Origin of the sequence: Agrobacterium sp. ST15.13.013, from assembly GCF_027956525.1 — a bacterium.
Classification (GTDB): domain Bacteria; phylum Pseudomonadota; class Alphaproteobacteria; order Rhizobiales; family Rhizobiaceae; genus Agrobacterium; species Agrobacterium salinitolerans.
Map to the genome: position 1 here is coordinate 40,938 of NZ_JAQKGP010000025.1, position 13,945 is coordinate 54,882.

At 55.3% G+C, this 13,945-nt stretch carries 10 protein-coding genes and 1 pseudogene; 2 read left to right on the top strand and 9 right to left on the bottom strand.

The window, feature by feature from the left end; genetic code table 11:
* Nucleotides 1-3 precede the first annotated feature (3 nt).
* The 6 genes from PL597_RS21115 to PL597_RS21140 all read right to left on the bottom strand — a co-directional run bounded on the left by PL597_RS21115 (nucleotide 4) and on the right by PL597_RS21140 (nucleotide 5,422).
* Entirely contained in the window at nucleotides 4-891 is an 888-nt protein-coding gene (locus PL597_RS21115; RefSeq protein WP_010900347.1) for a type IV secretion system protein, read from the bottom strand.
* Nucleotides 892-957: 66 nt separating this feature from the next.
* On the bottom strand, nucleotides 958-1,626 hold the full coding sequence (virB5, locus tag PL597_RS21120) for a pilin minor subunit VirB5 (RefSeq protein WP_012476031.1): 669 nt from the start codon (nucleotides 1,624-1,626) through the stop codon (nucleotides 958-960).
* A gap of 16 nt (nucleotides 1,627-1,642) precedes the next feature.
* Nucleotides 1,643-4,012: a VirB4 family type IV secretion/conjugal transfer ATPase gene (locus tag PL597_RS21125; RefSeq protein WP_077768109.1), complete on the bottom strand. Its 2,370-nt coding sequence runs from the start codon at nucleotides 4,010-4,012 to the stop codon at nucleotides 1,643-1,645.
* Nucleotides 4,012-4,338: a type IV secretion system protein VirB3 gene (locus PL597_RS21130; protein WP_010900344.1), complete on the bottom strand. Its 327-nt coding sequence runs from the start codon at nucleotides 4,336-4,338 to the stop codon at nucleotides 4,012-4,014. Before PL597_RS21130 ends, PL597_RS21125 begins: the two co-directional genes overlap by 1 nt.
* On the bottom strand, nucleotides 4,335-4,700 hold the full coding sequence (gene virB2, locus PL597_RS21135) for a pilin major subunit VirB2 (RefSeq protein WP_010900343.1): 366 nt from the start codon (nucleotides 4,698-4,700) through the stop codon (nucleotides 4,335-4,337). Before virB2 ends, PL597_RS21130 begins: the two co-directional genes overlap by 4 nt.
* The gene (locus PL597_RS21140; protein ID WP_010900342.1) at nucleotides 4,700-5,422 is read right to left on the bottom strand and encodes a type IV secretion system lytic transglycosylase VirB1; all 723 of its coding nucleotides are present in this window, start codon (nucleotides 5,420-5,422) and stop codon (nucleotides 4,700-4,702) included. The genes virB2 and PL597_RS21140 overlap by 1 nt, the downstream gene beginning before the upstream one ends.
* 456 nt (nucleotides 5,423-5,878) lie before the next feature.
* Between PL597_RS21140 and PL597_RS21145 the strand changes: the two genes are divergently transcribed.
* A complete protein-coding gene (locus tag PL597_RS21145) occupies nucleotides 5,879-6,121 on the top strand; it encodes a hypothetical protein (protein WP_077768110.1) in 243 nt (80 codons plus the stop codon).
* Nucleotides 6,122-6,193: 72 nt separating this feature from the next.
* Here PL597_RS21145 and PL597_RS21150 read toward each other — a convergent pair whose 3' ends face one another.
* The 3 genes and pseudogenes from PL597_RS21150 to PL597_RS21160 form a co-directional block, all read right to left on the bottom strand.
* On the bottom strand, nucleotides 6,194-8,749 hold the full coding sequence (locus PL597_RS21150; protein ID WP_010900341.1) for a two-component system VirA-like sensor kinase: 2,556 nt from the start codon (nucleotides 8,747-8,749) through the stop codon (nucleotides 6,194-6,196).
* A gap of 203 nt (nucleotides 8,750-8,952) precedes the next feature.
* The gene (locus PL597_RS21155; protein WP_234886495.1) at nucleotides 8,953-10,209 is read right to left on the bottom strand and encodes a cytochrome P450; all 1,257 of its coding nucleotides are present in this window, start codon (nucleotides 10,207-10,209) and stop codon (nucleotides 8,953-8,955) included.
* A 25-nt stretch (nucleotides 10,210-10,234) separates the two neighbouring features.
* A pseudogene (locus tag PL597_RS21160) lies at nucleotides 10,235-11,435 on the bottom strand (pyridoxal phosphate-dependent aminotransferase).
* A gap of 468 nt (nucleotides 11,436-11,903) precedes the next feature.
* Between PL597_RS21160 and PL597_RS21165 the strand changes: the two are divergent.
* Nucleotides 11,904-13,802 carry a potassium transporter Kup gene (locus tag PL597_RS21165; protein ID WP_012476026.1) on the top strand — a complete coding sequence of 633 codons (1,899 nt, stop codon included), beginning with the start codon at nucleotides 11,904-11,906 and terminating at the stop codon, nucleotides 13,800-13,802.
* The last annotated feature ends 143 nt before the right edge of the window (nucleotides 13,803-13,945 follow it).

Below are 13,945 nucleotides of genomic sequence, written 5' to 3' on the forward strand. Positions count from 1 at the left end.
GGACTAACGGCGGATTGTCCGGGCGAAATGGCGATTTAAGCTACCGGCCGTTTGCGTCGCACCGCTCCAATAGCTCCCTCCAATATTCCCGGCGATTGCCGGAAGAGCGACGATCAAGGCGTCGCCGGTCAGAAAGAACATGTCGAGTTCATAGAGGCCTATTATCTTGGCCGCCGTTGTGCCAGCAGAAGTGATAACCCCGAGCATTAGCACGAGTGCCGTCGCTTCCGTCAGAACCACGATAGTTGCCACTATGTTTAGAAGAAGCAGAAGTATGCCATAAGTGACGAGCTGGCCGATCCATTTCGCGGCCATGTCTCTAGTGCGATCGAAGAGATAGCCAACGAGCATCAATGGACCGATCGCCAATAGCACCTTGGTGAGGATTCCGACGGCATCGTAGATTCCAAACGCAGTCCAAAGCGTTCCATAGAAAATCCATTGTGCGCCTTGAAAGGCGAGGATGTCTTGATCGTTCATCGGCCCAATTTCAGAAGCAATCTTCTGAAAGGCTACTTGCGTGAGTGAAAACATCGTGTCGAGCTGAGCAGGAATCGTCTGCAAAGGAAGCCCACTGATACCGAACTGTTGAATGAAATTCGGAATCGTATCCTCGAAAACCGAGACAACGTAATCATGATATTCCGCCTGCTCAACGATAAGAGCAACAACTACCGATACCATGATTACCCGGGTGATTCCGCCCCGTGCGTCCATTTCCCCACGCATTACGAGGATGCCCTGGACAATGATCCATAGCGTCACGCAGGCCACGAGAGGAGCGCTGACTGCCCGTTGAATGTCCCCAAGCAACGTGTCCAGCCCGACGGTGAAGGCGAGGTCGAATATCGTATGTATCGCCGTAAAAGGCGCAGGAATGCTAAAATTCATTGCCCTTACCTGGATTTAGCTTCGATTTTCTACGGAGAAAGAGGGCCCTGAATGAACAGTAGCGGATCAGTGCAGTTGAGCGGCGCCAAATATAAGCGCAGTTGCCTGATGTTCCTTTCGTTGGGTCGCCGCCTCCTCCGCCTCGTGCAGCCCCGCCTGTGCGGTGGTCATCGTCAACAGGCTGGTCGCCTGAATGTTTTGAATAATTGCGTCATGGATCTGTTTGAGAAGCAAACCGTTGGTGACGGTGGCCTGCATGATATTGCGTGAGCGGGAGAGCTGGCCCGATGTCTCAGAATTTGCCGCAAGGCGCTTGTCCATTGCATCCAGATTGTCAGCCGCGACACCGGCAGCATTTGCGGCGCCTGCAATCTGCTGTCGCAAAAGATTTCCTTCAGCGTCGTCGCCCACGACTGCGCGATCGGCATCTAAGGTAATTGCACGCGCAGTTGTCGAAGCAGGCATCTGCGGCGAAAACATTTCCTTGTCGAGTTGGCCGGCAGAGGGATATTGGTTTTTCTGGTCGATCGCTGATAACATGCCGGTGACGCCAAAGGGCGAGGTCAACATTGTCACCATCGTGATCAATTGCTCGAGGTTCGCCGCAGTATTGATCGCTGTCGTCAGCGTTTCGGCCTCCGTTGCAGGGTCGCTGACAACAAACTGCGCCTTGGCAGTCCCCGACAGAACAAGGCATATGAAAAGTGCGTTTATTACGAGCTTCGTAATATTCATGACTTCGAACTCCAGATCAATCCTGTGCCTCATGGTAGCGCGTCATGAATTTTTCCAGCCAGGCAGAGGGTTCCTCTCCATGCGTCTCGCGCAACTGCTGGGCAAAACGCACCGTATTGGCACGCCCGGATAGTACGGCGACGTATTCCGGCATGTCGCGCAGATCGAATTCGCACACAACACTTCCGCTCTCGCGCTTCAGCAGAAATTTGCGGCTGCCAATCGCCATCTCCTCGCGAATAGCCTGAAATTCTCGCTCGGTGCACTTCAACCCGTCTATGTAAGCAGAGCGGTCTGCAGTGGGTGATGGGTAGAAGATTTTGGTCATACATTGTGCTACGAGGCTTGCGCCCAATGGTGAATCAAGTACGTGCTCGGGTTGCTGCGTCGCAAGAACTAACATTCCGTTGTTCTTCCGGACGGTCAGCAGGAACTTGTCGACGACTGCTGCGAATTTCTGATTAAGCAGGTAGGAACGAAACTCATCGCAGCTCATGACGAAGCGTCGGCCATCTACCATCGCTCCTATTCGATGCAAAAGGTATGCTGCGGCCGGCGCGCATACCTCCTCATATTCGAGGAGATGGGTCATATCGAAGCCCGTAATCGAAGGATCTAACTTCACTTCGTCCGATTCGCCGTCAAACGCCCAGCCAAGAGCGTTGCCTCGGCACCACCGCTGCAATCTAGCTCCCGCACCTTCGGAGGGCCCGTGCAATAAGAACTCCCTTAAGCCCGCAAGGGATCTCATGTTAGGCTCAAACGAAAGTTGCCGTTGGATACCGCGCTCTAAGCGGCGATTTTCCTCCGGCGAAATTCCCCCCCTGCCGTCGCTTTCAATCAGCGCCACGATCCACTCGCGGAGAAAGTCCCGCGCCGCTGCCGTATCCTCTAGGCCGCGCAAAGGTGCAAGGCCGCTTGGGACACCTCGTCGTAACGTGAGGTACGTGCCCCCGGTGGCGCGCACAAGCAGTTCACCGCCACGATCCTTATCGAAAAAAACGATCGTCCCGCTGCGGTCAACCACGCTCTGCTCAAGCATCGCCAGGATGAAGGTCATAAGTGTCGTTTTTCCCCTGCCAATCGGCCCGAAGATCGCGGTCATGCCCACGTCGTTTTCGTGCGGAATATAATCGAAGGGCGTCCCGCCGTTTGTACGGAAACGAGCAACCGCACCTCCCCAATGGCCCGACTTCCTTCCGATAGGGAAGTTCTCGAATGAAACCAAGCCGGCAAAGTTGCGTGAAGTGATCGCTCCGGGACGGGTACGCCATCTGTGGTTTCCTGGAAGCTGAGACCAGTATGCAGCCTCCATTCCAATGCTTTCCTGCACGATAACCGCGCCCGCGTCCGACAAGCTCGTGCGGGCTCGCGCACCATAGTCGGCAAGGGTATCGAGATCATCGCCATAGACACAAAGGCTGAGATGATGCGAACCCATGACGAATTCGCTACTGGCCAATGAATCTTCTGCTTGGGCGAGTTCACCGATCTGGGTGACCGCCTTGTCACCGGAGCTAGTCATCTGGTTCGATTTGAGGCTGAGCTTGGCGTGAGCCTGTGCACGTGTGAGGAAAGAGAAACTCTGGCTCAAAACGAGCGGAAAACTTGATGACAGGAGTGTGTTAAGCATTCCGGGCCGCGTCTTTGCCGGGTACTCGCGGAATGAAAAGATAGATCCAACGTAACGATCTTTCGGCGCTCTAATCTCGAGGGCACGCTTGCCGCAGATGACCCGGTCGGTATAAACTGAGGCGCCGAGGGATCCGCTAACGACCGGCACCGGTAAAAAACGACAAGTCATTATCAGGCGAAGGGCTTCACCAATTTCCGTGAAAAGCACCTGATTTTTTTCTCGGATGCCAAGTCGACGAAGTCCATACCCATCAAGCGCGCCAGCGACAACGTTCCAAAGATCCTCCAGATGTCGGATCTGATGCGCAAGATCGCCTGGGTTCTTCCCATAGCGCCTGGTGAATCTGCTTCCCACTTTACCGAGAGCGGTGCGAGGAGAGACAATGAGCGTGAGGAAGTGGTCGTTTCGAAACAGTTTACCAGACAGAACACGCCGCTCGAACGTTTCGCTTAGGCTTGACGCGAAGGTGCTGCGAAAATGGCGTACCGGCGGTACTGGCACATCGTTGTGACGGACGAGATGGGCATATACTGAGACGTTATCATCGGCAATATTGCGAAAGAGCGTGTTAAAGGCACGGCAGCGCGCATTTCGGACCTCTACTTCCTCCAGTTCGAAGGGAAGGCCACTGATATGCGCCATGGTCAAGATGGAACCGTCCTCTAGAAGAACGACATGGTCGCTGAGGTGCCCTACGTAAGGCAGGTAGATTTCCCCAGATCTCTCGGTCCGTCCGCTTGCTCCGAACATTACGTCATTCCTCTTCCTCGCGACGCCACTCTGATGGGGTTGGGACTGACGCTCGCGCCGCCCCACGCATGGCCGTCAACGCTTCTCCCTGCCGTCTGGAGAAACAGCAAGACCACGCTTGCCGCGTTATAGTCCCGCTCTACGATGAGCCGCGCTCCAAGCCACAGCGGCAAGAGAACAATTTCATAGAGGGGGTTCTGCACAACAACGATGAGAAACCCCGCCAACATCATGAAAACTCCAGCAAGCGTCAGCGGTACCCCAAAGAACAATGCAGGTCTCGTTGCCGCCAAGTAGAGTGTGGCTTCTTCAAGATCGGCATTCATCCCCCGCCCCCTGTCAGTGTTTGGCCGAGAAAGCTGGCTCCAAACATGATAACGATCCCGCCAACAACACCTGCTACCAGACCAAGGGAAGCTCGGCCGAACATCCACGATACCCCGATGGCTACGATACCAAGAACGGCGAGCGATTGACCAAACGGACCGAGAATAAACGTGCAGATATTGTTGACCATGGTGGCGGGGTCAGTGCCCCCAGCGGCCTGCGCGGCAGCTGGCTCGCAGAAAAACAAGCTCCAGCCGATCGCGCCGGTGACGCTCGGCACGTGCGGAGCCAGCAGGCGCACAGCTCTGTGCCAGAGGCCACGGAATTTCGACGGTGCGCGGTATCCTTCAAGCCATGCCATTATGGTGCATCTCCATCATTCGGTTCGAAAACTTGATCTTGTTCGGGGGATTTGCGCTCATTCGGCTGCTGCGCCTCTGGCGGCGCGGACGAACCGACTGCTGAGTGGGAGCGGTCGTATGAACCCCAGACGTTCCAGGGTTCTTCTGGACTCCGCTCATCACGGTCGCCTTTTTTCCCCGACTGAGCCAGCGGGGGGACGAGTAGCTGAGCCGCCACTTCGACCCTCCGCACATAGCCGTTCGCGAAGCCGCGTGTCGGGTTGCCGGTATTGTAAGCCGAAATTGCTCGCCGGATGGCAAGTTGTTCTGACTCTACCGTGTCGCCGCCACTATAATGCCGTACGAGCAGGTCCGCCGCCGCCGACAGGGACACGCAAGGGTTGATTGCATTGCCGGCAGTCAAGCCCAAGTTCGCGAAATTTTTCGAGTTCACTTGCATTAGGCCTACATCGACTGAATGCCCTGCTGCGACGCGATTGTTTACGCTTTGCGTAGCATCCGCCGGATTCTTGCCATGTAAAGTTTCGCCGGTGGTATTGTCATGCAGCACGAGCGGATCAAACTGACTTTCAACCTTCGCAATCGCTCCAAGCGTCGATGGAGCGACTGAAGGTGCGCATTCGCGAGCGAGTTGGTTAAATTCAGCGAACGAGAGCGGCGCAGCTTTGCTTGGCTGGACCATCAGAAAAATGATCCCGAAAGATCCTGCCGTCTTCCGCATTGTTTATTCCCCACTGTATCGCAATGATCTTGGTCAGCATGAAATGACTCGATCGCTAACAGTCGCGACTATGGGAGGTGTCTGTTACTTTCTGATTTTATTATCTTACCTCTCGGTTTCATTTGAAGCATCGAAGCGAAGCCGTTTGATTTCTTGAATCGAGGGAATCGGCGGCCCAAGCGGTGATCCCTAGGCCATGAGAGCGAATTCACCATAGCGGCGGTTTTCGAAAATTTTCGCAGGCTGGCGCGGAGGATGGTGCAGCCGCAGGAGATTTCGCAAAGCGCCCCCGAAGCGGAGATCGGCACCGACTGCACCCTAGACAGGGGGCCGTTCCTCACGTCTCCTAGTGCCGCGCGGCAGATACATCAAGTCCGTTGCATGAAACGCGATCGCAGTATTGACCTGCGAGACCGATGTCCTAGGATCACAACGAGATCTTTTTGAGGTGTTGTCTTGCAAAAGCTCGAACTCGTTTTTTTTGTTTGCGGTCTGTTGGCTTTGGGAACATGGCTTTATTCGAACGAGTATTGGGCGTATGGCGCACTTGCGACGATTTTCCTTCTGATGATCGCTTCGATCCATCTCCTCTTAACATCAAAAGAGCAGGTTTACCGGTTTTTTGCCTGTATATCACTGGCGGTGATTGCAGCCGCAACCGGAGTTGCGTTGTTGCGGATGTCGGGACTGACCGGCTGATTCCGCGACTGGGGATTAAATTAATAAGCAATCGCGTTGTGCGGCCGGCTTCTGTTCAGAGGGCGTATCGGTTTATGACGCAATCACGATTCCGCTGCTATTCGAGCCGACCATTCGTTCAGTTCTGATATTCGCACGAACGACATAGGCGAGAGTCTTTGCTGAAATCGGCTTTTCCAAAAAACGGGCAGATCCCTCGCGATCCGCAGAAAGGGGAACATTTTTCTGGTTTTCGCCAATAATGATGATGGGCGCTTTTGCCAGCTTTGAGATTAAGGACCCTGCACCGTCTCCATCCAGCAAAGACGGTTGATCAATTAGAACAAGATCAGGTTCTTTTCCTTCCAACACCCAGTCGATTAAACCATCCAACGTGTTAAAGCCGACTGGCTCATAGCCCAGCGCCGCGATCTTTTCCTCGTACATTTCCAGCGTGGCTAAGTCGGGTTCGACCACCGCGACAATCTCGCCGTTCCCAAGCGGGATTCTTCCAGGGTCAAAAAAACTCTCTGAATTTACCGGCTGCTTCGACGAAGGTGGCAAGTAGACGTCGAAGCGCGTACCTCTGCCGACAGTTGATACCACGTCGATGTAACCAGCCATCGCGCTAACGTGACCGTGAACCGTGGATAATCCCAGGCCCGTGCCACCGCTGCGGGCGCGGGTAGTAAAAAAAGGCTCGAAAATGTGCGATAATACCGCCTCTGTTATGCCTGCGCCGTTATCCTCAACTGAAAGAAGGATATACTCGCCGGTGGGAATAGTACCGTTTGTAAGAACCTTGTGTTTCCGTACGACAGACCTCCTAACGCTGACCTCCACACGCCCTAACTCTCGGCATGCTTCAGCAGAGTTTTTGCACAAATTCATCAGTATTTGCTCGACCTCAAGTGAGTTTCCTTCGATAACCATTGGAGCGCTCTGATATTTGAAATCGAGCTCGACGCCCGGAGGCAACGCAACACGTAACGACGGCGCGATCACGGTCACTAACTCCGAAAGATCGAATGGTTTTGTTGTTCGATCCCGCTTTCGACTAAGGGCAAGGATCTGGTTGACAATCAACCGCGCTCGATTGCCTTCAGAAATGATGTGATCGATGTAGTCTCGAGCATGAGTACGACGGCGCAGAACGTTGTGTGCCATTTCCGCGTAACCCAGAACTGCACCCAAAATGTTGTTAAATTCATGCGCAATGCCGCCGGCAAGCGTACCAACTGCTTCAAGCCGTTCCGCATGTTTCAAACGACGTTCCAGAATATCTCGCTGGGACTGCTTGCGCCGAATGACCGCATAGTGGCTAACACATGCAGCCGCTAGTTCCATCAGCTGCATTTCACGTGCGGTCGGCGTCTGTAGATGCTCTCGATCAAATCCCAGGCCAAAGACAGCGACTATTCGATCGGATACCTTGAACGCAAGCAGCACCCACAGAAATGGAGAGTCCTCACCGAAGCAGCTCGCTTTTCGTTGAGGATAGGCTCGGAAAATCCGCCCGCCGTCCTCGGCCCCTACCGTGGAAACAATTTCGCGCACCCGTTGTTCGTTCCACTCTGGCGCAGGAGTGCTTCCAAAAAAGGTGACGCCAACGTCATTCTCATTGATGTTGACCAGTCCCAGCGCGCATTGATGAGCTTCAAAGAATAATTGGATAATTCCCAACGCGGCATTCGTTGAGGATTCCAACGACGGTTTTGCTTCTGAAGCATCTTCGAAGCAAAGCCCAATCTTTTTGATCACTTCTTCGAAGTCCAGTCGTCTCGTCAACACCTTGGTTCGCAGATGTAACCTATGGACTAGGGAAATTATGCAAAAGCAAAAGAAAACCGAAACTGCGCCGAGGAAGACCCGTACCCGCTGTTCACCCGCGCTGGCCAAGCTATAAGCTTCAAGGTATGCTCGCTGCAACTTCTTCGTGTTGTCGATGGTTTCAGAAGTTTGGATCACTCCAACGGTGTCTTTCAATCGCGGCAGTAGAGTCAGGATAATCCTCCCACTGCGAACGATCTCCTTGACGCCTGCCTTATCCCCGTTCGCCGAAACCTGAAGCCGGTCGAGACGTTGGTTGATTTCCCGTGCAAACTCGAAATTTGGCTGAGACGAAAACTGGAGCATCAGATAGCCCAACTCAGCGACTTCTAGCGAGTTCAAATCCCTCGTATCCAAAGACCTCGGAAGCGAAGCTATCGACTGGTTAAAGGTCGCCAACGAATCCTGGAACATTACATTTTGCGTACCGAACGCTGCAACGGCTGCGTCGGTCGCATCTACTGAGCTCTTCACCCGCGCCAGCAATTCAGAAAATTCACCGGCCCCGTCGAGGCCCGCCCGCCTAAAAAGCTGCTGTAAATCTGCGACGCTCGTGCGCAGTCGCCCCAGAGGGACGATAAGAGGATGGTAATTCCGAAGAAGGCCGGCGTGAGCACGCAACACATTCCGCTGCAGCATCGCGCAATCCACGTCGATCGATTGCAGCTCTGTCAGGATCGCTTCGTTGCTTTCGTTGTCTTGCCAAGATCCTATGGCCAGAACCGCAAAAGATATCGAGGCAATTACCAGTACCAATACAGACCACGATTTGATATCAAGCAGAACCCTTCGGGAAGGTGATAAATGATCCCAAATCATGCGGTCACCTCTCCTTCTGACAGCCAATCCAACTAAGCAGATTTCGCGGAATCAACGGAGCCCAGTGGTCTGACCCAGTTTCTCATTACTCCGCATCCACGGTGAAAAACACCGACCGAACAAACCAAGCTGGTCCGACAAGAATTTGGCGGCGACTCCTATGCGCTTTCTTCCCATCAGCCAACGAGAGAAAGCAACTCGCTTCAATTTTCTCGATTGAAGCCAACTCTCATCTCCGCAATTCGGCGCACACCTCCATGACCCTGTACCGCCTGCCATTCACCTTCAATCGAGAGATTGGGAGCATGTCTAAGCACCGTAGCAAGTCCTTCTTGCAATTCCAAACGAGCCAACGCTTCCCCAAGGCATCGATGTTCACCGGTGCCAAATACCATATGCCAGCGCATCTGCTTGCGATGAATATCGAAAAGTTGAGGGTGGACATAGTGTTTCTCGTCTCTTAGCGCGGACATGGTGCAAAGTGCGAGAAGACTATTTTTGGGTAGTATGAACCCGTCAAGATCAATATCTGCCAGTGTTGAACGGGGATAGGATCCGACTGGAGGCTCAAAGCGCAGTCCCTCCTCGACGGCGGCGGCCACGAGAGTACCATCGTTCAACAGTGCGTCCCATGCCTGTCGATGTTGCAAAAGCTGTCCGGTCAGTGCAGTGAGGCCGGTTTTGGTCGTGTCAGTTCCAGCCAAGATGATAAGCATCAGCTGGGTTAGGCCTTCGACGGGCGAGAGATCCTCCGCTTCTCGCGTTGCGTTTATGTAGGATGAGAGGAAGTCATCACGCGGATCCGTTCGGCGATCGTCAATTACCGCTTGCACGTAGTTCTTAAACTCGACCGCTGATTTTTCGATGTCCGGAAAGTCGGCATCCCGCCATGAAGGGCTCAGGCAGCGAGCAACGCGATAGACGAGTTGAGTAAAATAGGGAATGTCGCTTGGCGGGAGGCCTAACAGGCTGGCTATCGTAACGGCTGGGAGCTTTGAAGCATATTCCCCCACGAAATTGAAGGAACCAAGCTCCTTCAAATCTCGAAAAAGGATCTCCGTCAATTGCCTTATTTGCGGACGTAGATTTTCAATCATCCGGAATGCGAAAGTCCGAGTAAAAGGAGAGCGACGCCTGCTGTGGGTTTCCTTGTTTGAAAAAAGCATGCTGTAGCGAACGAAGTCGAAGACCGCTCCTTCGTTGACCCCCCGATTGAGCATCAGTTCCGTCTCTATCTGACGGGTCCGAGGGTCACTACTTAAGCCCAATACATCGTCCGCCCTAAGTACGAGGTATACGCCGTCCTGCCTGCGGAGGAAGGGCCGCTTCGGCCGCCATTCTTTAAAAATAGCGTGGCCGAACCGATCTAAGTCCGCGATACTAACGTTGTCTGGGTCGATCGACGCCGATATCATTGGCCCGGACTCTTCCGACACTTTTTGAGAAACTCTACCATTCATAAAATAACCTCTGGAGGATACGCTCTTACGAGCAATTCGAGCAAAACTGCTGAATGCGGCGGCAGGCTTCCTCGATAAGCGCTTCCGACGTCGCATAGGAGATGCGGAAGTTCGCGCCGAGGCCGAAGGCCGAGCCGTGAACGACGTCAACGCCTTCCGATTCCAGAAGCTCGGAAACGAAATCCTCGTCCGTCTCGATGACCTTGCCCGACGGCGCCGTCTTGCCGATCAGGCCGGCGCAGGACGGATAGACGTAGAAGGCGCCTTCCGGCACCGGGCAGACGATGCCCTTGGCCTGGTTCAGCATGGAGACGACGAGGTCGCGGCGGCCTTCGAAGATCTTCTTGTTCGCCGGGATGAAGTCCTGGGTGCCGTTCAGCGCTTCGACAGCCGCCCACTGGGCGATCGACGTCGCACCCGAGGTCTGCTGCCCCTGGATCATGTCCATGGCCTTGATGAGCTGGAGCGGGCCGGCGGCATAGCCGACGCCAGCCGGTCATTGCATAGGCCTTGGAGACGCCGTTCATCGTCAGCGTCCGGTCGTAGAGGCTGGGCTCGACTTCAACGGGCGTGACGAACTTGAAGTCGCTATAGGTCAGGTGCTCGTACATGTCGTCGGTCAGCACCCAGACATGGGGATGCTGCATCAGCACGTTGGTCAGCGCCTTCAGCTCCGCATGCGTATAGGCCGCACCCGTCGGGTTGGACGGCGAGTTGAAGATGAACCACTTGGTCTTCGGCGTGATCGCCTTTTCGAGATCCGCCGGCTGAAGCTTGAAGTCATGCTCCTGGGTGGCCGAAACGAAAACCGGCGTGCCGCCGCAAAGCGCCACCATCTCGGGATAAGACACCCAGTAAGGCGCCGGGATGACGACTTCATCGCCCGGGTTCAGCGTCGCCATGAAGGCGTTGAACAGGATCTGCTTGCCGCCGGTGCCAACGATCGTCTGCTCCCAGGAATATTCCAGACCGTTTTCGCGCTTGAACTTGGAGGCGATCGCCTTGCGCAGCTCGGGGATACCGGACACCGGCGTGTACTTCGTTTCGCCGCGGTTGATCGCGTCGATGGCGGCCGTCTTGATATTGTCGGGCGTATCGAAATCCGGCTCTCCTATATTGAGGCGGACCACGTCCCTGCCCTCAGCTTTAAGCTCGCGAAACTTCTGCGAGACAACGATAGTGGCAGAAGGCTTTATACGGGAGAGAGCATCGGAACGCACGAACATGACAGGCTGACCCAAACGTTTCAAAAGGAAGTCTTCCCGATGTTTTTATGTTGAACGCGCTTCGGATTTCAATCGACGCGTGGTCCCCTGTTACAAATGAAATCAAATTTGACGTCCTCAGCGAAGCGCGCGATTTGAAGTCGTTCAAAGCGGCTTGGTATGCCGCCGCGTCTGCGATCGGCAATTCTGAAAGCCGCCCCTGCGAAACTCGTCGCTTTAAGAGCCCGAGTGGTCCTCGATCAGCGCATCAGTTTGCCGAACGGATTTGCAACTTTGTGAGCGTTACAGATGAAGCTCGATCCGACGTTTCAGCTCTGTTGAGATCATGAGATAAGGCCTCAAAGAAACGCCTGCATCATCAAAGAATTCTTCGACCGGTCAATTTTCCAACGCCGTTGCGAAAGCCTTTGTTGCGTTTTAAACGATGCGGGAAAAGGAGGCTGGGGCTCCGAAGAGCCTGTTGAAATCATGTCCGCAGAAAGCCATCCGACCGAATCCCAGATGACGCCGAAAAAGCTGTTCTATCTGACGCTGGGTTCCATCGGCGTCGTTTACGGCGATATCGGGACCAGCCCGCTCTACGCCTTTCGCGAGGCGTTGAAGCCGGTGGCCCATGACGGGCTCACCCGTTTCGAGGTCATCAGCCTGATCTCGCTGATGATCTGGGCGCTGACGATCATCGTCACCATCAAATATGTGCTCTTCCTGCTGCGCGCCGACAACGAAGGCGAGGGCGGCACGCTGTCGCTGCTTGCTCTTTTGATGAAGACCGCCAACGGCCATACCGCCATCCTGATGCTGCTCGGCCTCTTGGGGGCTGCGCTTTTCCTCGGCGACGCGATGATCACGCCGGCGCTGTCGGTGCTGTCGGCGGTCGAAGGCCTGAAGCTCGTCACGCCCAGGCTCTCGGAATATATCGTGCCGATCTCGGTGGTGATCCTGGCGCTGCTCTTCGTCGTGCAATCGCGCGGCACCGGCGCCGTCGCCAAATTCTTCGGCCCGATCACCGCCGTCTGGTTCCTCGTCATGGCCGCCGCCGGCATTTCGCATATCTCGGACGATTTCGGCATTCTTGCCGCCTTCAATCCTTACTATGCCGTCAGCTTCCTGCTGCATGAGGGCTTCTACGGCGTCGTCGTGCTCGGCGCCGTCTTCCTGACGGTGACGGGTGCGGAGGCGCTTTATGCCGATCTCGGCCATTTCGGCCGTCGCCCGATCCAGTGGGCCTGGTTCCTGCTGGTCTTCCCGTCGCTGACGCTGAACTATCTCGGGCAGGGCGCACTCGTGCTCGGCAAGCCGGAGACGATGTCGGATCCCTTCTACCTGATGTATCCGCAATGGGCGCTGCTGCCGGTTGTCATCCTGGCGACCGCGGCGACGATCATCGCCAGCCAGGCTGTTATAACAGGCGCTTTCTCGATGGTGCGCCAGGGCATCAACCTTGGCTTCCTGCCGCGCAGGGAAATCCTCTTCACCTCGGAAACCAATACCGGGCAGATTTTCGTGCCCTCGGTCAATGCCGTGCTGTTCATCGGCGTCATCTTCCTGGTCCTGAGTTTCAAAACCTCGGACGCGCTGGCGACCGCCTATGGCATCTCCGTCACCGGCGCCATGGTCGTCACCTCGATCATGGCCTTCGAATTCGTTCGCGCCCGTTGGAACTGGTCGCTGCCGGTTGCGGTGATCGCGCTGGCGCCGCTGGTCATACTCGAATTGATCTTCCTCGGCGCCAATCTTTTGAAGATCCACGACGGCGGCTATATCCCGATCCTGATCGCCACGGCCTTTACCGTCATCATGTGGACCTGGCGCCGCGGCACTGCGATCCTGATGGAAAAGACCCGCCACACCGATATTCCGCTCGCCTCCTTCGTCAGCTCGATCGAGCGCAAGAGCGAACATTCGCCGGCCCAGGTTCCCGGCACGGCGATCTTCCTGACCAGCGATCCGGAATCCGCACCCGCCGCCCTGCTGCACAATCTCAAGCACAATCACGTGCTGCACGACCGCAACGTCATCCTGACGATCCGCACGGTCAACAAGCCGCGTGTGCCGAGTCAGGACCGTTACAAGGTCGAGCAGATTTCCGAGCGTTTCTCGCGCGTCGAACTGCTGTTCGGCTTCATGGAATCGCAGAACGTCTCACAGGCGCTCGCGACGCTGCGCAAGGCCGGACTGAAGTTCGACATCATGTCGACCTCATTCTATCTCGGCCGGCGCAAGCTGGTGCCGGACGCCAATTCAGGCATGCCCTACTGGCAGGACCGGTTCTACATCCTCCTTGCGAATGCGGCCTCACTCCCATCAGACTATTTTCACCTTCCTGCCAACCGGGTTGTTGAACTGGGATCGCAGATTATCGTTTAGACGCGGCCCCTGACGGCGACCGGCGAGGACCACTCTCGACAGTGTTTGGCAAACAAGGGATTGTCCCGACTTTGCGAGCAGGTTCGGACCAATATCTGCCTCTAATGCAGAGCGAGCCGCATTCATCCAGCCCCGTTGGATTA

What these genes read in the sequence shown, in the direction of transcription:
- PL597_RS21115 (WP_010900347.1), bottom strand. Translation starts at nt 891, where the DNA reads ATGAATTTTAGCATTCCTGCGCCTTTTACGGCGATACATACGATATTC.
- virB5 (WP_012476031.1), bottom strand. Translation starts at nt 1,626, where the DNA reads ATGAATATTACGAAGCTCGTAATAAACGCACTTTTCATATGCCTTGTT.
- PL597_RS21125 (WP_077768109.1), bottom strand. Translation starts at nt 4,012, where the DNA reads ATGTTCGGAGCAAGCGGACGGACCGAGAGATCTGGGGAAATCTACCTG.
- PL597_RS21130 (WP_010900344.1), bottom strand. Translation starts at nt 4,338, where the DNA reads ATGAATGCCGATCTTGAAGAAGCCACACTCTACTTGGCGGCAACGAGA.
- virB2 (WP_010900343.1), bottom strand. Translation starts at nt 4,700, where the DNA reads ATGGCATGGCTTGAAGGATACCGCGCACCGTCGAAATTCCGTGGCCTC.
- PL597_RS21140 (WP_010900342.1), bottom strand. Translation starts at nt 5,422, where the DNA reads ATGCGGAAGACGGCAGGATCTTTCGGGATCATTTTTCTGATGGTCCAG.
- PL597_RS21150 (WP_010900341.1), bottom strand. Translation starts at nt 8,749, where the DNA reads ATGATTTGGGATCATTTATCACCTTCCCGAAGGGTTCTGCTTGATATC.
- PL597_RS21155 (WP_234886495.1), bottom strand. Translation starts at nt 10,209, where the DNA reads ATGAATGGTAGAGTTTCTCAAAAAGTGTCGGAAGAGTCCGGGCCAATG.
- PL597_RS21165 (WP_012476026.1), top strand. Translation starts at nt 11,904, where the DNA reads ATGTCCGCAGAAAGCCATCCGACCGAATCCCAGATGACGCCGAAAAAG.